Raw genomic sequence first — 19,411 nt, 5'->3', positions numbered from 1 at the left:
TCCCGTGGTCCCGTGGTGTGGGACCGCACCGTAACCAGTCAGGGCTGACCGTGTCACCGGGTCGGGCTGCCGGCCCGCGTCCCGGTCACCGCGGCCGCGACGCCCGCCACCACCAGCACGAGCAGCGACGCCCCGACGACCGCCGCCCCGGGCGCGACCGTCTCGATCAGCAGGCCCGCCAGGGGCGAGGCGATCGTCGCCCCGACCATGAGCGCCGAGCTGTGCAGGCCGGTCGCCACGCCGCGCGCCGCGTCCGGCGCGAGGCGCCCGACGGTCTCGGCGGCCGCGGCCAGGGCGGGCGCGCAGAAGGCGCCGGCGGGCACGAGCAGCAGCGTGATCGTCCACCACGGCCCGCCGAGGGCCACCGGCAGCGACCCGACCGCGAGCAGCCCCAGCAGCGCCGCCGTCGGCGGGGTCCGCCGCGCGGCCCCGTAGATCCAGCCGCCGAGCAGCGACGCCGCGCACCAGACGGTGTTGGCGAGCGCGAACCATGCGGTCTCGTCGCGGGCGGTGAGCATCGCGACGACGGCGAGCTCGGTGGCGGAGAGCATGAGGATGGCCGCGCCCGTGGACGCGAGCGCCACGAGCATCGGGCTGCGCAGCCACGTCCGCAGCCGCGGCGGCGTCCCGCCGTGGGCGACGCCGGGCGGGCGCACGGGCGGGTCCAACCGGGCCAGCGCCGCGGTGGCCAGCACGAACGCGGCGCCGACCACCCACGGCCCGGTGTCGGGCAACGTGAGCGCCACCAGCGTCCCGAGTGCCGGCCCGACCGCGTAGGTGACCTCCACCGACATCGCGTCGAGCGCGAACGCGGGCCGCTGGTGCCCGGCCGGCACCGACGCGGCCAGCGACTGGCGCACGATCGAGAACGCCGGCGGCATGAGCAGCCCGGCCACGAGGGCGGCGGGCACGAGCGCGGTCGCGCCGAGCAGCGGCACGAGCGCCCAGAACCCCGCCTGCACGACCCCGCACAGCGCCAGCACCGGGCGCAGCCCGTGGCGGTCGATCAGCCGGCCCAGGAGCGGCGCCCCGAGCGCCACGCCCGCGGTGACCGCGCCCCCGACGAGCCCCGCGGCCGCGAAGCCGCGGTCCATCCCGACCGCCACGTGCAGCGTGAGGAACACCCCGACCGCGGTGACGGGCAGCCGCGCCGCGAACCCGATCGCGACCAGCGGCGCGAGCCCGGGCAGGCGCAGCACCGCCCGGTAGGTGGCGAGGCTCCCGACCGCCGTGTCCACCACCCGTCCATCATCACCCGCGGACGCCGCCGCTCTCCCGGCGACGATCACCCCGGGCACGTCTGCCCGCCCCCGCGCGTGGGCACACTGCCGACCATGACCGACCCGACGACCGCCCCGACCGAACCGCCCGTCCTGCCCACCGCGAGCTACGCCGTCACCGCCGCCACCGGGCACCTCGGCCGCCTCGCGGTCGACGCCCTCCTGCGGCGCGGGGTGCCGGCGCGCAACGTCTTCGCGCTCGTGCGGCACCCGGACAAGGCGGGCGACCTCGCCGATCTCGGCGTCGGGGTGCGCGAGGCCGATTACGACCGCCCCGACACCCTCGGCCCGGCCCTCGAGGGCATCGAGCGCCTGCTGCTCGTCTCCAGCCCCACCGTCGGCAGCCGCCTCGAGCAGCACACGAACGTCCTGCGCGCCGCCGACGCCGCCGACGTCGGCTTCGTCGTCTACACGAGCGTGCTGCACGCCGACGACTCCGAGCTGGCGCTCGCCCCCGAGCACGCCGCGACCGAGGACGTCCTGCAGGGCTCGGGCGTGCCCTTCGCGGTGGCCCGCAACGGCTGGTACGTCGAGAACTACACCGGCCGGCTCGACGAGTACCTCGCGCGCGGGGAGATCGTCGGCGCCGCGGGCGAGGGCCGCGTCTCCGCCGCCACCCGCGCCGACTACGCCGAGGCCGCCGTCTCGCTGCTCACCGGCGACATCGCCGACCAGCAGGGCTACTGGGAGCTCGGCGGTCCCGCCTTCTCCATGACCGAGCTCGCCGCCGCGATCACCGAGGTCACCGGCACCGAGGTCACCTACCGCGACCTGCCCGCCGAGGAGTTCACCGACGTCCTGCGCAGCGCGGGGATGGACGAGGACACCGCCGCGTTCGTCACCGGACTCGAGCTCTCGACCGCCCGCGGCGAGCTGGAGACCGACAGCCCGGCCCTCGAGAACCTCCTCGGCCGCGCGCCGACGTCGCTGCGCGACGCGATCCGGGCGGCGCGGTTGTAGCTTCGCCGCTCATGGAGACCTTCCACGGACGCGAGGAGCTGGTCGCGTCGCTGGGTCGCGAGCTCGGGCCGGGGGAGTGGCTGGAGATCGGCCAGGACCGGATCGACGGGTTCGCCGACGTCACCGGCGACCACCAGTGGATCCACGTCGACCCCGAGCGCGCGGCCGGCGGGCCGTTCGGCGCGACGGTGGCGCACGGGTTCCTCACCCTGTCGCTGGTGCCGCTGCTCCTCGACGGCCTGCGCCGCGTGGAGGGCACGCGGATGGGGCTGAACTACGGTCTGGAGCGCGTGCGCTTCCCGTCCGCGGTGCGCTCGGGCACCCGGGTGCGGGCGCGCTCCACGCTCGTCGACGCCACCGACGTCGGCGAGGGCGGGCTCCAGCTCGTCACGCGGGTGACGATCGAGGTCGAGGGCTCGGCCAAGCCGGCGTGCGTCGCCGACCTCGTGACCCGGGCCTATTTCTGAACGCCCTCAGCCGGCGACGGGCCACGCGGGGCGCCCGGTGCGACGAACGGGCCCTGCGACGTGCCCGTTCGTGGCCCGTCGCCGGGGGCGGCGGCATGTGGCGCAGCGTCGCCGGGTAAACCTCCGTTCACACCGGCCCGCGTCGTGGCGGCCGGCGCGAGGAGGTGGTCGTCATGGAGGCCCCCACACCGATCTGGCGGTCGGCCGACCCCGGTGCCGACATGTTGCCGTTCCCTTCCTGGTGGCTCACGGCCACCGATCTCGCCCGAGCCTCGGTCGAGACGGCCGCGTGGCACACGGTGCGGCACGTGCTGCCGAAGGGCGGACGCGGCGACGGGCGCCCGGTGCTCGTCATCCCCGGGTTCTGCACCAGCGACATCGCCACCCGGGCCCTGCGCGCACACCTGCGCCGCCGGGGCTTCCACACCCACCGCTGGACTCTCGGGCTCAACCGCGGGTTCACCGACGACATCCTCGACGGCCTGCTCGAGCGCTTCGACGAGATCCACGCCCGTCACGGGCGGAAGATCGCGATCGTCGGCTGGAGCCTGGGCGGGCTCATGGCGCGCTGGCTCGCCCAGCTGCGTCCCGACGCCGTCGAGCGCATCATCTGCCTCGGCTCGCCGTGGCGCGCCGAGGCCGAGGAGAACCGGGTGTCCGGTGCCTTCCGGGCCGCCGAGCGTCACTGGGGCTTCTCGGTCGACACCGCCGCGGTCATCGACCTCATCCGCCGTCCCGTGCCCGTGCGCTCGATCGCCGTGTACTCGCCGTTCGACGGCCTGCTGCACGGCGCGGGCTGCCGGCAGGACGACGGCGACCTGTGCGAGAACGTCGTCGTCCCGGGCAGCCACTGCGGGCTGACCCACAACCCCGCGGCGGTCGTCGCCGTCGTCGACCGGCTCGAGGTGCCCCTGGACCGCTGGCGGCCCTTCCGCTGGACGGCGGCGGTGTCGCACGGGCTCGCGGGGGACGGCCGGACCCCCGAGCAGCGGGCGGCGGCCGTGCCCTCCGTCCCGGACGCCACCGCCGCCTGAACCGCCGCCTGAACGGCCGCCTGAGCGACCGACCCAACGGTCGCCCGAACCGGATCGGTTGCCCGCGTCCGACCGCCCCGACGCGGGCGGTCCGGGGAGACGGGGATCTCACAGCCGCTGATCGGCCGGAGGTGTACGACGGTCGGTAGGAGGTGAGCATCAATGGCTGATGTCTCCCGGCTGCCGTGGGCGATCACCGACCACTGGGACTGGCAGCGCCACGCCGCGTGCCGCGGCATGAACTCCGAGGTCTTCTTCCATCCCGACGGCGAGCGCGACCCCCGGCGCAGCCAGCGTGTCGAAGCAGCGGCGCGCGTCTGCGCGGGGTGCGCCGTCCGCGAGCCCTGCCGTGACTGGGCCCGGCGGGTCGCCGAGCCCTACGGCGTGTGGGGCGGCGAGAGCGAGCAGGAACGCCGCGAGCACCTCGCCCGCGTCCACCCCCACCGGAGCGCCTGAGCACCGCTGCTCCCGTCGCGGTGGCAGGCTGGTGACCATGGACGCGCCGACGGTGTGGGCCCGTGGTCACCTCGCCGACGGGGACGGGCGGGTGGTCCACGTCGACGTCAACGGACTGTCCGTCGCGTGCACCGTCCCCGCCGACGACGACGTGCCGGAAGGGGCCACCTCCTACGGCCTGCTCGCCGCCTCCCTGTCCTCCTGCACCGCGATGTCGGTGCGCACGTTCCTCCAGCGCTGGGAGTGCGACGGCAGCGCCGTCGAGGTGGAGGTGGCGTTCGAGTACGGGTCCCCGCCGGTGATGCACCGCTACGTCCACCTCACCGCGGACCTCGACGAGGACGTCCGCCGCCAGCTCGCGTCCGTCGTCGACAGCACGCCGGTGACGATCCTGCTGCGCGACGCCCTGGTGATCGTCACGCAGCTGGACGTGCGGGCGCCGTGAGAGGTCAGGCGCCGCCGTCCAGCAGCGTGTGGAGCCGGACGATGCGCCCGTCCTGCGTGAGCGCGATGTCGGTGCCGGTGACGACGGGCTCGCCGCCCTCGGGGCCGAGCGCCCAGGACAGGACGCCGAGGTCCCCGCTGACCCGCACGGGGGCGGTGGTGCGGAAGGCGAACGCCGGCGGCGCGTCCGCGAGCAGCGCGGACACCTTGGCGTCGATCGCGTCGCGCCCCCTCACCGCGCCCTCGGGGTCCTGGAACAGGACGTCCGCGTCGTAGAGCTCGTCGATCACGACACGGCGGCGCGCCTGGTCGCGCTCGCCGAACACCTCGAGCAGGTTGCGGGTCAGGATGTCCTCGACAGCGGCCATGGCGTGATCATGCCCCGTTCAGGACCGCGGGAGCACGCTGGTGAACGCGCGGTGCGCGGCGGCCTTGACCTGGTCGGGCAGCAGCCCGTTCACCGCGGCCTGGGCCTTCACCCACGGTGAGCCGCCGACGACCGCCGTCCGCCCCTTCATCATCGCCGCGTAGCCCTGCGCCGCGACCGTCGCGGGGTCGTCGACGGCCGAGCGGGCGAGCAGCGTGCCCTCGAGGCCCGCGCGGCGGAAGAAGTCGGTGTCGGTCGGGCCGGGCATCAGCGAGGTGACGGTGACGCCGGTGTCGCGCAGCTCGTCGGCGAGCGCCTCGGCGAGCGACTGCACGAACGACTTCGCGGCGTTGTAGACCGGCTGGCCCGGTCCCGGCATCGTCGAGGCGATCGACGACGTGATCAGCAGCTTGCCGTGGCCCCGCGCGGTCATGTCGGTGAGCAGCAGGTGGGCGAGGTGCACGACGCCGCGGACGTCGAGGTCGACCACGCGGAGCTGGTCGGCGACGGGCGCGTCGAGGAAGGCGCGTCCCTGACCGACGCCGGCGTTGAGCGCGGCGGCGGCGAGGGGCCGGGGGAGGGCCGCGTGGAGCGCGCGCACGCCGTCCTCGGTCGCGAGGTCGGCCTGCACGACGTGGACCTCGACGTCGTGCCCGCGCAGCTCCCGGGCGGCGTCGGAGATCGCGGCGTCCTCCGCGTCGACGACGAGGTCGTGGCCGTGGCGGGCGAACTCGTGGGCGAGCGCGAGACCGATCCCGCGCGAGGCGCCGGTGACGAGGGCGAGGGGGCGTGCCATGCGGGCAGGCCTACCCGCCGGGCCGCGCCGGCGCACGCGTCGGCGGCCGGGTGGAATACCCGTAGCCACTTCAACGCTTGTAGCAACTATCGAGCACGAGTGATGGGGTGACGAGATGACCGAGCTGCTGCTGGTCCCCGTCGACGACAACGTGGTCTTCCCGGGGATGACCGTGGTGGTACCGGCCGCCGAGGTGGGGCCGGTCGAGGCGGGCGAGCAGGTCCTGCTCGTCCCGCGTCACGAGGGGACGTTCGCCGCGGTCGGCACGGTCGCCGACGTCGGCGGGCGCACACGCCTGCCGAACGGGGTGACGGCGGTCCAGCTGACCGGCGTCCACCGCGGGCAGGCGGGCACGGGCCGGACCGACGACGAGGGCCGCCTCCGCGTGGAGGTGATCGCCCACCCGGACGCGGTGGAGCGCGACGGCCGGATCCGCGAGCTGGAGAGCACGTACCGCGCCGTGGTCGAGGAGGTCCTCGAGCTGCGCGGTGACGACGGACGGGTGTCGGCGGTGCTGCGCGGCATCGACGAGCCCGGGGCGCTGGCCGACACGTCCGGCTGGGCGCCGGAGATCCCGTACGACGACAAGGTGTCGCTGCTCGCGACCCTCGACGTCCGCGAGCGCCTGGAGCTCGCCCTGCGCCTGCAGCGCGAGCGGCTCGCCGAGCTGCAGGTGCGCAAGTCGCTGCGCGAGGACGTCGAGTCCGGCGCGGCCCGCCAGCAGCGCGAGTACGTGCTGCGCCGCCAGCTGGAGGCGATCCGCAAGGAGCTGGGGGAGTCCGACGCCGCCGACGGCGGCGACGACTACCGCGCGAAGATCGCCGAGGCCGGCATGCCCGACCACGTCCGCGAGCAGGCCGAGCGCGAGCTCGCCCGCCTCGAGCGCGCCGGCGACCAGTCCGGCGAGTCCTCGATGATCCGGACCTACCTCGACTGGCTGCTCGCCCTGCCGTGGGCGCAGCGGTCGGCCGAGCAGCTGGACCCGACCGCGGCCCGCACCGTGCTCGACGCCGACCACACCGGCCTCGAGGACGTGAAGGACCGCATCGTCGAGTACCTGGCCGTCCGCAAGCTGCGCCGCGACCGCGGCGTGGAGGACGAGAAGAAGGCAGGCACGATCCTGACGCTGGTCGGGCCCCCGGGCACCGGCAAGACCTCGATCGGCGAGTCCGTGGCCCGCGCGATGGGTCGCGAGTTCGTCCGGATGTCGCTCGGCGGCGTCCGCGACGAGGCCGAGATCCGCGGCCACCGGCGCACCTACGTCGGCGCCCTGCCCGGGCGTCTGGTGCGGGCGCTGCGCGACGCGGGCACGATGAACCCGGTGATCCTGCTCGACGAGGTGGACAAGGTCGGCGCCGACTGGCGCGGCGACCCGTCCGCCGCGCTGCTGGAGGTCCTGGACCCGGCGCAGAACCACGCGTTCCGCGACCACTACCTCGACGTCGAGATCGACCTCTCGCAGGTGGTGTTCCTGGCGACGGCCAACCAGCTCGACACGATCCCGGGCCCGCTGCTCGACCGCATGGAGGTCATCTCCTTCGACGGCTACACCGTCGAGGAGAAGGTCGCGATCGCGCGGGACCACCTGCTGCCGCGGCAGATCCGGTCCGCGGGGTTGACCGTGGACGACGTGACCGCCGACGAGTCGGCGCTGCGCCTCGTGGTGTCGGAGTACACCCGCGAGTCCGGCGTCCGCCAGCTCGACCGCGAGCTGGGCAAGCTGACCCGCAAGATCGCGACCGAGGTCGCGTCGGGCTCCGGCCCGGTCGTCGTCGACACCGAGGTCATCCGCCGGCACCTCGGCCGGCAGCGGGTCTTCACCGAGGCCGTCGAGCGGACCGCGGTCCCCGGCGTCGCGACCGGCATGGCCGTGACCGGTGCGGGCGGCGACGTCCTGTTCATCGAGGCGGCGAGCATGGCGGGTGACGAGGGCCTGGTCCTGACCGGGCAGCTCGGCGACGTCATGAAGGAGTCGGCCCGGATCGCCCTGTCGTGGGTGCGCTCGCACGCCGCGGAGCTGGGCATCGCCGAGGACGCGTTCACGGGGCGCTCGTTCCACGTGCACGTCCCCGCGGGCGCGATCCCGAAGGACGGGCCGTCGGCCGGCGTCACCATGGCGACGGCGCTGGTCTCGCTGCTCACCGGCCGCCCGGTGCGGCACACGGTGGCGATGACCGGCGAGCTGACGCTGCAGGGTCGCGTGCTGCCGATCGGCGGCGTGAAGCAGAAGGTGCTGGCCGCGCACGCGGCGGGCCTGACGCAGATCGTCGTCCCGGAGCGCAACCGCGCCGACCTCGACGACGTCCCCGCCGACGTCGCCGGGCAGCTGGAGTTCCACCCGTCGATGACGATCAGCGAGGTCCTCGACGTGGCCCTGGAGCCGGTGGCCCAGGGTCTCGAGGTGGCCGCCTGACATGTGCTCACGGGAGCCGGTACCGCCCGAGGTGCGCGCGCTGACCGCACTGCTGGAGCGACGCTGGTCGCTCTCGGTGCTCTACGCCGCGCACCTCGGTGCGGTCCGGTTCTCGGAGTTCGAGCAGGCCCTCGGCCAGGTGCCGCCCGCGACGCTCGCGGCGCGCCTGGCCGATCTCGAGGCGGCGGGGCTCCTCGAGCGGCGGGTGCTCGACACCCGCCCGCCCCGCACCGAGTACGCGCTCTCCGCGGAGGGCCGGCGCCTCGCCCCGCTGCTGGAGGCGCTCACCACCTGCAGCCGGGACCGCCGACCTCGCTGAGGGCGCGACGCATCGTCAGCTCCCCGGCGTCCGGTAGGCGCCCTGGACCGTGCCCGCCCTCTCGAGGACGGCGGGGATCTCGGTGGGCGCGATGAGCTCGTGGGTCGAGAGGTTCCGGACCGCTCCGCTGCTCGACACCGCGATCGAGATGGCGGCGGCGGAGGCGGAGTCGGGCATGTCGGCGATGACGAACCCGTCGTGCTCGCCGAACATGTAGTACACCGAGTCGACGTCGCCGCCGAGCGACTGCGCGGCGGCGCGGACGGCCGCCACCCGGTCACCCGGGTTCGCGATCATCTTCGCCCAGCTCTCCTCGGTGTAGTTGAAGAAGACGATGAACTTGGCCATGGCGCACCCCCGGCGGTCGCATCCCGGACGTCCGTGTCGGACGTCACGTCGGGTCACTGTCCCACCGGCGAGGTGGCGGCGTGCTGGGCCACACGGGTGGCCCGGGGCCGCAGTGTCGTCACGTGGATGTCACGACCTGCAGCCGGGACCGCTGTCCACGTTGACGCACGGGCCTACCCTTCACCCCGTGAAGGTGCTGCTCCTCGAGAACATCCATCCGGACGCCGCCGAGGCCTTCCGGTCCCGGGGCTTCGAGGTCGACGTGCGCTCGTCCTCCCTCAGCGGGCCCGAGCTCGCCGACGCCCTGCCCGGCGTGTCCCTGCTCGGAATCCGCTCCAACACCACGATCACCGCCGACGTCCTCGACGCCGGCAAGGACCTGCTGGCCGTCGGCTGCTTCTGCATCGGCACCAACCAGGTCGACCTCCCCGCCGCCGCCGAGCGCGGCGTCGCGGTCTTCAACGCGCCCTTCTCCAACACTCGCAGCGTCGTCGAGCTGGTGCTCGGCGAGATCATCGCGCTGGTGCGGCGGCTGCCGGAGAAGACCCAGCGCATGCACGAGGGCATCTGGGACAAGTCGGCGCGCGGCAGCCACGAGTTCCGCGGGCGCACCCTGGGCATCGTCGGCTACGGCAACATCGGCACCCAGCTGGGGAACATGGCCGAGGCCGTCGGGCTGCGCGTGATCTTCTACGACACCGCCGACCGCCTCACCCACGGCAACGCCCGCCGCGTCGACTCGCTCGAGGCGCTGCTGGCCGAGGCCGACATCGTGAGCCTGCACGTCGACGGCCGGCCCGGGAACGCCGGCCTCTTCGGCGCCGAGCAGTTCGCGCAGATGAAGCCGCGCTCGATCTTCATCAACGCCTCGCGCGGGATGGTGATCGACGACGCGTCGCTGCGCGAGCACATCCTGTCCGGCCACATCGCCGGCGCCGCGATCGACGTCTTCCCGATCGAGCCCAAGGCCCAGGGCGACGTCTTCGAGTCGCCGCTGCGCGGGCTCGACAACGTCATCCTGACCCCGCACGTCGGGGGCTCCACGCAGGAGGCGCAGGAGGAGATCGGGCGGTTCGTCTCCGGCAAGCTCATCGGGTTCGTCGACGGCGGCATCACCGCGCTGTCGGTGAACCTGCCCGAGGTCGCCCTGCCCGCCGCGCCGGGCGCCTTCCGCACCGGTTACCTGCACACCAACACCCCGGGCGTGCTGGCGGGGATGAACCAGGTCATCATCGACCACGGCGTCAACGTCGTCAGCCAGGCGCTGGCGACCCGCGGCGAGCGCGGCTACGTGCTCACCGACACCGAGAGCGCCATCCCGGACGAGGCGCTGTCGGACCTGCGCCGGTCGTCCCACACGGTGTGGTTGCGGTCCTGGGCGTCCTAGTACTTCGGTCCGACGACCTCGTCGAGCTTCGCGACGGCCTCCCGGCGTGCCACGGAGACGGAGTCCCAGCGGGAGCGCCGATGAGCGACGTCGAGTCGGTCCAGGGCCGCCTCGCAGATGGCGAGGACGTCGAGTGACTTGTTGGAGAAGAAGTAGCGGGGGTACTCGTAGCGGACCACCCCGGACGACGTCTTCTTCAGCGTCCAGTTGGTGACCCGGCAGCCGTCGGAGTGGATGAGCCCGCGGACGAGCGGGCCGGGGTGCTGCTCGGCGATGAGCTCTTGCCACGGCTCCAGCACGATCGCGCGGGTGTGCTTCATGCCCGGCCCGTACTGCGGGAAGAAGCAGAGCCAGTGGTTGGAGTAGCTCGTGACGACGTGGCAGCCGGTGCGACGAACGAGGTGTACCGACGACGCCGGCAGGGTGATCCGCATCGCCTCCTGCACCTCGGCGCGCACACCGGGCCAGACGTCGGCGCACGACACTCCCAAGGCCGCGACCGAGCGACGGGGCACGTTGATGTGGCCGTCTCCGAGGTACTGGCCGAGGAGGTACGCGTACCGGGGCTCGTCGAGCGGTAGACCGTGGCACCGGGGGCAGGACGAAGCCGGCACCCGGGCGAGAGCCCGTCGCCCTCCTCGACACCAGTACTGCACCGTGCTCTTGGCGACCCGCAGGCGTCGACCGATCTCCGTGGCGTCGAGGCCCTCCGCGTGGAGGTCCAGGGCAGCGTCGACCGTCTCGTCCGGATGCACAGCAACAGGGTGCCGGGGCCCCCCGACGTTCCTCCGGGCCGCGAGGTGCCGCCGGAACCGCGTCCTAGCCGGCGTCTATGCTCGGGTCAGCGGCGGGCCGTCCCGCGCCCTGTACGCCGAACAGACCACGCCCCCGTAGCCCAATCGGCAGAGGCCGCGGCTTCAAAATCCGTCCAGTGTGGGTTCGAGTCCCACCGGGGGCACCAACAGATCCGTTTCCACGCGCGTTACCCCGCGCTCGGGAGGCAAGCGTCACCGTCGGGGTGGGGCGATTCGGCAGGTACGCTCCTGAATCGACACGGCCTGCTCCGACGGTCGTCGCCGGCCCACCGGCCGCGGCCCGGACAGGCCGGCCGTTCCTCCCAGGTCTCACCGGGGCGGCCCGACGAGGGCGGCGCGACGAGGCGATCACCGAGGAGCCGCTCATGAGCCAGTCGGCCGACACCATCACCGAGACCGCGAGCGCTCCGGACCAGGCGGAGGACCAGGTCCCCGCCGGGCTGCGCGTCGTGGTCGCCGAGGACGAGGCGCTCATCCGGCTCGACCTCGTGGAGATGCTCCGCGAGGAGGGCTACGAGGTCGTCGGCGAGGCCGGCGACGGCGTGGAGGCCGTGCGCCTCGCCCGCGAGCTCCGCCCGAACCTGATCATGATGGACATCAAGATGCCCGGCACCGACGGGCTCGAGGCCGCACGCACGATCGCGGGGGAGCGGCTGGCGCCCGTCGTCATGCTCACCGCGTTCAGCCAGCGCGAGCTCGTCGAGTCCGCACGTGACGCGGGCGCGATGGCCTACCTGGTCAAGCCGTTCTCCAAGACCGACGTCGTGCCGGCCATCGAGCTCGCCGCCTCGCGGTTCGCCGAGGTCACCGCGCTGGAGGCCGAGGTCGCGGGGCTGACCGAGCGGCTCGAGACCCGCAAGGCCGTCGAGCGCGCCAAGGGCCTGCTCATGGCCAAGAAGAAGATGTCGGAGCCCGACGCCTTCCGCTGGATCCAGCGCACCGCCATGGACCGGCGCACGACGATGAAGGCCGTCGCGGACGCCGTCGTCGAGACGTTCGGCTGACAGTACGCAGCGTGAGTGCCCCGACCGGGTGACAGGCACTCGCCCAACCGTGCGCCAGGCCGCTGACCAGGACAGACGCGTCCCTACCGTCCCCTGCGCGGCCGTCACTCCGCCGTGACCTACCGTGGGCCCTCGCCACGCACCGGACGGCGAGGGGTTGAGGCGAGTGGGCGCGCGACGGCGACGTCGGTTCGGCACGGTCGCGGCGCTCACGGCCGCCGTCGTCCTCCTCGCCGGGTGCGGGGGTGCCGGCGGGTCGTCGGGCGACGGCGGCGACTGCGACACGAGCCGCGGCACGCTCGTCGTCGGCCTGGTGGCGCCGCTGTCCGGCGAGCTCGCCGCGGTGGGGCTCGGCATGAAGAACTCCGCCGACCTCGCCGTCAGCCAGGCCAACGCGCGCTGCGCGGTGCCCGGCTACCACCTCGCCGTGCAGAGCCAGGACGACCGCGCCGACCCGGCGACCGGCGCCGCGGCCGCCCGGACGCTCGCCCAGGACCCGTCGCTCCTGGGTGTGCTCGGCCCCTTCAACTCGTCGGTGGCCCAGGCGATCCAGCCCGTGCTCAGCGACGCGGGCATCGTGCAGATCTCGCCCGGTAGCACCGCGACGTCGCTGACCCGCGGCGCCAACGCCGTGACCGCCCCGCTGCGGCAGTACCGGACGTTCTTCCGCACCGTCGCGACCGACGCCGTGCAGGGACCGGCCGCCGCGACGTACCTGACGCGCGTCGAGGACCGGCGCCGCGTCGCCGTCGTCTCCGACGGCAAGACCTACGGCGAGGGCATCGCCGAGGAGTTCGCCAAGCAGCTCGTCACCGAGGGCGGCCAGGTCGCGGTCCGCGTCACCGCCCCGCCCGGGTCGGCGCGCGACGGGGTCGTCGCGCGCGTGGCCGCCGCGCGGCCGGACGCGGTCTTCTACGGCGGCGAGTACCCCGAAGGCGGTCCGCTGTCGGCGGCGCTCGCGGCGGGGGGCGTCACCGCGCCCGTGATGGGCGGGGACGGCATCGTGAACCCCGGCTACGTCACCTCCGGGGGCCGGGAGGGCGATCTCGGCACGTCGGTGGGCCCGCCGCCGGAGACGCTGCCGGCCGCGCGGGAGTTCGTCGACGCCTACCGCCGCGCCGGCTACCCCGAGAGCATCGGCTCGTACGGCGCCTTCACGTTCGACGCGGCGAACGTGGTCATCGACTCCGCCGTCCGAACCCTGGGCGACGACGGCGAGTGGACCCCGGCCGTGCGCCCGGAGATGGTCCGGGCGGTGCAGGGCTTCCACGGCGACGGCGTCACGGGGCCGCTGTCGTTCGACCGCTTCGGCGACGTCAGCCGCGACGCGGTCACGGTCTACCGGGTGCAGGCCGGCGGCTGGTCGGTCGTCGGCCCCGCCGACTGAGTCCGCTGACCGAGCCCGCCGACGGAGCCCGACCAGCGGATCTCCGTCCCGATCACGAGCGGGTCCGCGGCTGATCGGACGTCACGGTCCGACCACGAGGGCCTTCCGCTTGCGCGAGTGCCTTCACGCGCCCTATACCTTCCACACCCGACAGGGCGAGCGATCACGCGGACCCGACGTCGACATCTGACCGCAGGTGACGGAGGTGGACGTGATCCGACGACGGCTCGCAGCCGCGGGTGCGCTCGTGGCGGCGGTGGCCCTGGTCCTCAGCGGCTGCGCCAACCAGGGGGGCGGTGAGCAGCAGGGCGGGGGACCGGCGGCGGGTGCACCGAGCCAGCCGACCGACGCGGTGCTGCCGGCCGGTGACGGCCAGGGGCGCTGCGCGCCGGGCACGTCGATCGCCTACGCGGGCACCATCGCCGGGCAGAACGCGGCGCTCGGCATCGCCATCGTCAACGCGGTCCAGCTGGCGGTCGACCAGCACAACGCGGCGAACCCCAACTGCCAGGTCACCCTGGTGCGTGCCGACACCGGCGGCACGCCGGACACCGCCGTCGGCCCGGTCACCGCGGTGATCAACAACCCGCAGGTCCTCGGCGTCGTGGGCCTGCCGTTCTCCGGCGAGTCGCGTGCGGTCGGCCCGGCCCTCAACGCCGCCGGCCTCGTGAACATCACCCCGTCGGCCACCAACCCGGCGCTGACGACGAACGGCTGGACGAACTTCTTCCGGGGCCTCGGCAACGACGCGGTCCAGGGTCCGGCGGTCGCCCGCTACATCCAGCAGCGACTCAACGCGCAGAACGTCTGCGTCATCAAGGACGACTCCGACTACGGCATCGGGCTCGCCCAGCAGGTGACCCAGGCGCTCGGTCCGGCAGCCAGCTGCCAGGCGGACGTCCGCACCAACCAGCGCGAGTTCTCCGCGGTGATCGGCCAGGTCCAGCAGGCCAACCCGCAGGCGATCTTCTACTCGGGCTACTACCAGGAGGCCGCGCCGCTGGTCCAGCAGCTGCGGGACGCCGGTGTGCAGACCCCCTTCATCGGCCCCGACGGCGTGAAGGACGAGCAGTTCGTCGTCAACGCCGCCGGCGCCGCCGACGGCGCCCTGCTGTCCTGCCCGTGCGTGCCGCAGGAGGGCTTCACCGACTTCACCAACGCCTACACCCAGGCCTTCGGCGTCCCGCCGCAGACCTACTCGGCCGAGGGCTACGACGCCACCACGATCCTGCTCCAGGGCATCGACCGTGGCGCGGCCGACCGGGCGGCGCTGCTGAACTTCGTGCGCACCTACAACGGTCAGGGCCTCACCAAGCGGTTCCAGTGGAGCCCGACCGGCGAGCTCTCCCAGACCCCGGTCTACATGTACCGGGTGCAGGGCAACCAGATCGTCACCGACAGCCAGATCTGATCGACCCCGCCGGCCGCGCCTCCTCCGCACCGTCGCGGAAGGGGCGCGGCCGGCGGCCGTCGGCGCCCCGGCGCGCGCGCCCGGCACCGTCCCGCCACACCGAACACTCCCGCGCCCAGCGGCGCCCGACGCTCTCGGGGAGCGCGTCATCTCCTCCTTCGCGGTACTCGCACACGCGGCGCCGTTGGCCGCGAGCACCGAACCCTGGATCAACTTCGACGTCGGTCTGATGATCGACCGGTTCTGGGCCAACACGATCAACGGTCTGGCCTACGGCAGCATCTACGCGCTGGTCGCCCTCGGGTACACGCTGGTCTACGGCGTGCTCCAGCTGATCAACTTCGCGCACTCCGAGATCTTCATCCTCGGCGTGTTCGGGGTGTACCTGACGTTCCTGGCCCTCGGCTTCGAACCCGGAGCGATCCCGAACCTGCCGCTCGGGTTCATCATCGTGGACCTCGTCCTCGCCGGGCTGGTCGGCATGGCCGTCTCGGGGCTCGCCGCGATCCTGTTGGAACGCACGGCCTACCGGCCGCTGCGACGGCGCAACGCGCCCCGGCTCGCGTTCCTCATCACCGCGATCGGCGCCTCGTTCGTGCTCCAGCAGGTGATCCGGATCTGGCGGGGCTCGAACCCCGAGGGCACGATCCGGCTGCTCCCCCCGTCCCCGGTCTTCACGGTCTTCGGTGCCCCGGTGACGAACCTGCAGATCATCATCTTCGTGGCGTCGCTCGCGATGTTCTTCGTCGCGGACGCCTTCGTGAACCGCAGCCGCCTCGGCCGCGGCATCCGCGCGGTCGCGCAGGACCCGAACACCGCGACCCTCATGGGCGTCAACCGCGAGCGGGTCATCACGATCACGTTCCTGGTGGGTGGGGTGCTCGCCGGTGTCGCCGGGCTCTTCTACCTGATGACGATCCCGCAGGGCGCGGTCTACAACGGCGGCTTCCTGCTGGGCATCAAGGCGTTCACCGCCGCGGTCCTCGGCGGGATCGGCAACCTGCGCGGCGCGCTGCTCGGGGGGCTGATCCTGGGCGTGGCCGAGAACTACGGACAGAGCCTGTTCGGCGGCGACTGGCGTGACATCGTGGCCTTCGTGCTCCTGGTGGTCGTGCTGATGTTCCGCCCCACCGGCATCCTCGGCGAGTCGTTGGCGAGGTCGCGGGCATGAGGGAACGGATGTCGCAGGTCTCGACGTTCTGGAACGCGCGCAGCCGGTTCCAGCAGTGGGGTCTGCTGATCCCCGTCGTGGTGTTCCTGCTCTGGCTGCCGGTGCTCAACCCGCCGATCATCACGACCGAGCCGGCCACCGACTTCCCGATCGCGCTGTTCAACGCGGCCGTGCTCGCGCTGATCGCCATCGGGCTCAACGTGGTGATCGGGCAGGCGGGTCTGCTCGACCTCGGCTACGTGGGCTTCTTCGCGATCGGCGCCTACACCACGGCGCTGCTCTCCAGCCCCGACTCGATCCTCGGGGTGCGCTACCCGTGGCTGGTGATCGTCCCGATCGCCATGCTGGTCACGATGATCTCCGGGGTGATCCTGGGGACGCCGACGCTGCGGCTGCGCGGCGACTACCTCGCGATCGTGACGCTGGGTTTCGGCGAGATCGTGCGGCTGCTGGCGGACAACATCGACCCGCTGCGCGGCAACCGCGGCTTCCAGAACATCGCCCGCCCGGAGGCCTCGTACCCGGACGGGTCGCCGGTGTTCACGCAGACGGACGTCCTCGGCTTCTACTGGTTGGCGGTCTGCCTGATCGTCATCGTGCTGATGTTGATGGGGAACCTGGAACGCTCCCGGGTCGGCCGCGCCTGGATCGCGGTGCGCGAGGACGAGGACGCCGCCGAGCTCACCGGTGTCCCGACCTACCGTTTCAAGATCTGGGCCTTCGCCATCGGCGCCGCGGTCGGCGGCCTGTCGGGAGCGCTGTTCGCCGCGCAGGTCGGCTACGTGAACAACCAGCGCTTCGACGTGGCCACGTCGATCCTCTACCTCGCCGCCGTCGTGCTGGGGGGTGCGGGGAACAAGGTCGGCGTCATCGTCGGCGCGTTCCTCGTGTCCTACATCCCCGACCGGTTCCAGTTCGAGCCGCAGTACCGCTTCCTGGTGTTCGGGGTCGCGCTCATGGTCCTCATGGCCTTCCGCCCGCAGGGTCTGCTCGGGATGCGTCAGCACCTGCTGGCCTACGGCCGCGAGGCGTACCAGAAGCTGTTCGGCGCGCCCACCGGCGTCGCCCCCTCCGGGATGTCGGCCTCGAGCAGGGCCACCGGGGACCTGCCCGAGGTGACGCCCGACGACCACGCCGGCACCTCGCCGCGCGGGGGTGGTGAGTGATGACGGCCGGGGAGCCGACCAGGGAGGGCCTGCTCACCGACCTCGAGCACATGGACGCGACGACCCGGGCCGATCACGAGGCCGACGTGTCGAGCGCCGTCGCCCCGGCCCGCGAGATCACGGTCGGCATGGGCGAGACGCTGCTCGCCGTGGACGGGCTGACGGTCCGCTTCGGCGGTCTGACCGCGCTCGACGACGTGTCGTTCGACGTGCGGCGCGGTGAGATCCTCGGCCTGATCGGGCCGAACGGTGCCGGCAAGACCACCTGCTTCAACGTCATGACGGGGGTCTACCGGCCGTCCGAGGGCGACATCCGCCTGGAGGGCCGCTCGCTCGCGACGATGAAGCGCTACCGGATCATCCAGACAGGCATCGCGCGCACGTTCCAGAACATCCGGCTCTTCGGAGCCATGACGGCCCTGGAGAACGTCGTCGTCGGCACCGACGCGCGCCACCGGACGTCGATCCCCGGCGCGCTGCTGCGCCTGCCCCGGCACCGCCGCGAGGAGCGGGAGGGCATCGAGAAGGCCATGGCGCTGCTGGAGTTCGTCGGGATCGCCCACCGCGCGGCGGACAAGGCGACGGCGCTGCCCTACGGCGACCAGCGTCGTCTGGAGATCGCGCGGGCCCTGGCGACCGAGCCGAAGGTGCTCTGCCTCGACGAGCCGGCGGCGGGCTTCTCGGCCACGGAGAAGGACGCGCTCTCCGAGCTCATCCTGAAGATCCGCGACGACGGCTACACGGTGGTCATCGTCGAGCACGACATGCGCGTGGTGCTCGGCGTGACCGACCGCCTCGTCGTGCTCGACTTCGGCCGCAAGATCGCGGACGGCCTGCCCGACGAGGTCCGCCGCGACCCCGCGGTGATCGCGGCGTACCTGGGCGGCGCGGTCGACGAGGCCCCCGCCGGCACGCGGGAGGAGGACGCATGAGCATGCTCGAGCTGGAGGACGTGCACGTCGCCTACGGGCGGATCCAGGCCCTGCGCGGGATCTCCCTGCGCGTCGAGGAGGGCCAGATCGTCGCGCTCATCGGCGCGAACGGCGCCGGCAAGACGACGACGATGAAGGCGATCTCGGGGATCCTCGGCCTGCAGTCGGGGTCGATGCGCTTCGAGGGCGAGGATCTCACCGCGATCCGCGCCGACCGGCGGGTGGGCAAGGGCATCAGCCAGGTGCCCGAGGGTCGCGGGATCTTCCCGGGCATGACCGTGGCCGAGAACATCGACATGGGCGCCTACCTGCGCGACGACCGGCGCAGCCCGGAGTTCGCCGCCGACCTCGAGCGGGTCTACGAGCTCTTCCCGCGCCTGGCCGAGCGCCGCTCCCAGGCCGGCGGGACGCTGTCGGGCGGCGAGCAGCAGATGCTCGCCATGGGCCGCGCGCTCATGGCCCGCCCGCGCCTGCTGCTGCTCGACGAGCCGTCGATGGGGCTCGCGCCCCAGTTCATCGCGCAGATCTTCCGCGTCATCGAGGAGATCAACGCCCAGGGGACGACGGTGCTGCTCGTCGAGCAGAACGCCACCCAGGCGCTCGGGCTCGCGCACGAGGCCTACGTCATGGAGACCGGCGAGGTGACGCGCTCGGGCACCGGGGCGGAGCTCCTCGCCGACCCGACGATCCAGGACGCGTACCTCGGGGTGAGCTAGCCCGTCCCGCCCGGCGGGCGGGAGCGATAGACGCAGGTCAGCTTCGCGGTGCAGACGCGCCGGCCCTCGTCGTCGCTGATGACGATCTCGAAGGTGCCGATCGTGCGCCCGACCGACAGCGGCGTGCAGACGCCGGTGACCTTCCCGTCCAGCGCCGAGCGGTGGTGGGTGCAGCTGAGCTCGAGGCCGACGGGCGCGCGCTCGGGCCAGCCGTGCAGCGCGGCGGCGGTGGAGCCGAGGGTCTCGGCGAGCACGCCGTTGGCGCCGCCGTGCAGCAGGCCGAAGGGCTGCCGGTTGCCGGTCACGGGCATGGTCCCGACGACCCGGTCGGGGTCCCACGCCGTGATCTCGATGCCCATCCGCGCGGCGAGCTGCTCATCGGGGTACTGGACCTCGATGTCGGGCACCGCAGCGGACTCGGGGGCCGAGGAGCTGGTCATCCCCGCAGGGTAGGGCGGGCCCGGGACCGGGGCTGCCCGGGCGGCCGGGGTGTGTCGGGGGTCGCGCCTAGACTCGGCGTGTGGCTCCGACCAGCACG

21 protein-coding genes and 1 tRNA gene are annotated in these 19,411 nt (G+C 73.3%); 16 read left to right on the top strand and 6 right to left on the bottom strand.

Annotated elements, in window-relative coordinates:
* Window positions 1-53: 53 nt before the first annotated feature.
* Window positions 54-1,241 (bottom strand): MFS transporter, encoded by a 1,188-nt coding sequence (locus ACYX4T_RS07055; RefSeq protein ID WP_476013840.1) that lies wholly within the window; start codon window positions 1,239-1,241, stop codon window positions 54-56.
* A gap of 93 nt (window positions 1,242-1,334) precedes the next feature.
* Between ACYX4T_RS07055 and ACYX4T_RS07050 the strand changes: the two genes are divergently transcribed.
* From ACYX4T_RS07050 to ACYX4T_RS07030, 5 genes are all read left to right on the top strand, one after another.
* The gene (locus ACYX4T_RS07050) at window positions 1,335-2,240 is read left to right on the top strand and encodes an SDR family oxidoreductase (protein ID WP_476013839.1); all 906 of its coding nucleotides are present in this window, start codon (window positions 1,335-1,337) and stop codon (window positions 2,238-2,240) included.
* An 11-nt stretch (window positions 2,241-2,251) separates the two neighbouring features.
* Window positions 2,252-2,707: a MaoC family dehydratase gene (locus ACYX4T_RS07045; protein ID WP_274199416.1), complete on the top strand. Its 456-nt coding sequence runs from the start codon at window positions 2,252-2,254 to the stop codon at window positions 2,705-2,707.
* Window positions 2,708-2,880: 173 nt separating this feature from the next.
* Window positions 2,881-3,741 (top strand): esterase/lipase family protein, encoded by an 861-nt coding sequence (locus ACYX4T_RS07040; RefSeq protein WP_476013838.1) that lies wholly within the window; start codon window positions 2,881-2,883, stop codon window positions 3,739-3,741.
* A 162-nt stretch (window positions 3,742-3,903) separates the two neighbouring features.
* Complete coding sequence (locus ACYX4T_RS07035; RefSeq protein WP_476013837.1) at window positions 3,904-4,197, top strand: WhiB family transcriptional regulator; 294 nt, start codon at window positions 3,904-3,906, stop codon at window positions 4,195-4,197.
* Window positions 4,198-4,234: 37 nt separating this feature from the next.
* Window positions 4,235-4,642: an OsmC family protein gene (locus ACYX4T_RS07030; protein WP_476013836.1), complete on the top strand. Its 408-nt coding sequence runs from the start codon at window positions 4,235-4,237 to the stop codon at window positions 4,640-4,642.
* Between the two features lie 4 nt (window positions 4,643-4,646).
* Here the strand turns inward: ACYX4T_RS07030 and ACYX4T_RS07025 are convergent, their stop codons facing one another.
* On the bottom strand, window positions 4,647-5,009 hold the full coding sequence (locus ACYX4T_RS07025) for a nuclear transport factor 2 family protein (RefSeq protein WP_476013835.1): 363 nt from the start codon (window positions 5,007-5,009) through the stop codon (window positions 4,647-4,649).
* Between the two features lie 18 nt (window positions 5,010-5,027).
* Window positions 5,028-5,804, bottom strand: coding sequence for an SDR family NAD(P)-dependent oxidoreductase (locus ACYX4T_RS07020; RefSeq protein ID WP_476013834.1), 777 nt, complete (start codon window positions 5,802-5,804; stop codon window positions 5,028-5,030).
* Between the two features lie 115 nt (window positions 5,805-5,919).
* Here ACYX4T_RS07020 and lon point away from each other — a divergent pair, with 115 nt between their 5' ends.
* Both lon and ACYX4T_RS07010 read left to right on the top strand, forming a co-directional pair.
* Entirely contained in the window at window positions 5,920-8,217 is a 2,298-nt protein-coding gene (lon, locus tag ACYX4T_RS07015) for an endopeptidase La (RefSeq protein WP_476013833.1), read from the top strand.
* A 1-nt stretch (window position 8,218) separates the two neighbouring features.
* Window positions 8,219-8,536: a winged helix-turn-helix transcriptional regulator gene (locus ACYX4T_RS07010; protein ID WP_476013832.1), complete on the top strand. Its 318-nt coding sequence runs from the start codon at window positions 8,219-8,221 to the stop codon at window positions 8,534-8,536.
* 15 nt (window positions 8,537-8,551) lie between these two features.
* On the opposite strand, the gene ACYX4T_RS07005 is transcribed toward ACYX4T_RS07010, so the two are convergent.
* The gene (locus ACYX4T_RS07005; protein WP_476013831.1) at window positions 8,552-8,884 is read right to left on the bottom strand and encodes a GYD domain-containing protein; all 333 of its coding nucleotides are present in this window, start codon (window positions 8,882-8,884) and stop codon (window positions 8,552-8,554) included.
* A 187-nt stretch (window positions 8,885-9,071) separates the two neighbouring features.
* Here ACYX4T_RS07005 and serA point away from each other — a divergent pair, with 187 nt between their 5' ends.
* Window positions 9,072-10,271, top strand: coding sequence for a phosphoglycerate dehydrogenase (gene serA, locus ACYX4T_RS07000; protein ID WP_476013830.1), 1,200 nt, complete (start codon window positions 9,072-9,074; stop codon window positions 10,269-10,271).
* Here the strand turns inward: serA and ACYX4T_RS06995 are convergent.
* Window positions 10,268-11,026 (bottom strand): hypothetical protein, encoded by a 759-nt coding sequence (locus ACYX4T_RS06995; protein ID WP_476013829.1) that lies wholly within the window; start codon window positions 11,024-11,026, stop codon window positions 10,268-10,270. The two genes, serA and ACYX4T_RS06995, sit on opposite strands and share 4 nt — an antisense overlap.
* Before the next feature lie 129 nt (window positions 11,027-11,155).
* Between ACYX4T_RS06995 and ACYX4T_RS06990 the strand changes: the two genes are divergently transcribed.
* The 8 genes from ACYX4T_RS06990 (at window position 11,156) to ACYX4T_RS06955 (ending at window position 18,873) form a co-directional block, all read left to right on the top strand.
* Window positions 11,156-11,232 (top strand) — tRNA-Leu (locus tag ACYX4T_RS06990).
* A 219-nt stretch (window positions 11,233-11,451) separates the two neighbouring features.
* Window positions 11,452-12,090 (top strand): ANTAR domain-containing response regulator, encoded by a 639-nt coding sequence (locus ACYX4T_RS06985; RefSeq protein WP_476013828.1) that lies wholly within the window; start codon window positions 11,452-11,454, stop codon window positions 12,088-12,090.
* A 166-nt stretch (window positions 12,091-12,256) separates the two neighbouring features.
* Window positions 12,257-13,477 carry a branched-chain amino acid ABC transporter substrate-binding protein gene (locus ACYX4T_RS06980; protein ID WP_476013827.1) on the top strand — a complete coding sequence of 407 codons (1,221 nt, stop codon included), beginning with the start codon at window positions 12,257-12,259 and terminating at the stop codon, window positions 13,475-13,477.
* 211 nt (window positions 13,478-13,688) lie between these two features.
* A complete protein-coding gene (locus ACYX4T_RS06975) occupies window positions 13,689-14,888 on the top strand; it encodes a branched-chain amino acid ABC transporter substrate-binding protein (RefSeq protein WP_476013826.1) in 1,200 nt (399 codons plus the stop codon).
* A gap of 229 nt (window positions 14,889-15,117) precedes the next feature.
* A complete protein-coding gene (locus tag ACYX4T_RS06970; protein ID WP_476015208.1) occupies window positions 15,118-16,059 on the top strand; it encodes a branched-chain amino acid ABC transporter permease in 942 nt (313 codons plus the stop codon).
* Window positions 16,056-17,225, top strand: coding sequence for a branched-chain amino acid ABC transporter permease (locus ACYX4T_RS06965; RefSeq protein WP_476013825.1), 1,170 nt, complete (start codon window positions 16,056-16,058; stop codon window positions 17,223-17,225). The genes ACYX4T_RS06970 and ACYX4T_RS06965 overlap by 4 nt, the downstream gene beginning before the upstream one ends.
* Complete coding sequence (locus ACYX4T_RS06960) at window positions 17,225-18,157, top strand: ABC transporter ATP-binding protein (protein ID WP_476013824.1); 933 nt, start codon at window positions 17,225-17,227, stop codon at window positions 18,155-18,157. The genes ACYX4T_RS06965 and ACYX4T_RS06960 overlap by 1 nt, the downstream gene beginning before the upstream one ends.
* On the top strand, window positions 18,154-18,873 hold the full coding sequence (locus tag ACYX4T_RS06955) for an ABC transporter ATP-binding protein (RefSeq protein ID WP_476013823.1): 720 nt from the start codon (window positions 18,154-18,156) through the stop codon (window positions 18,871-18,873). Before ACYX4T_RS06960 ends, ACYX4T_RS06955 begins: the two co-directional genes overlap by 4 nt.
* On the opposite strand, the gene ACYX4T_RS06950 is transcribed toward ACYX4T_RS06955, so the two are convergent.
* Window positions 18,870-19,313 carry a PaaI family thioesterase gene (locus ACYX4T_RS06950; protein ID WP_476013822.1) on the bottom strand — a complete coding sequence of 148 codons (444 nt, stop codon included), beginning with the start codon at window positions 19,311-19,313 and terminating at the stop codon, window positions 18,870-18,872. The genes ACYX4T_RS06955 and ACYX4T_RS06950 overlap by 4 nt on opposite strands.
* Between the last annotated feature and the right edge of the window lie 98 nt (window positions 19,314-19,411).

It is taken from the genome of Actinomycetospora sp. ABD4_176, from assembly GCF_056311855.1.
Note: the sequence above shows the minus strand (reverse complement) of the source record. Positions and strands in the feature narration are given on the sequence as shown.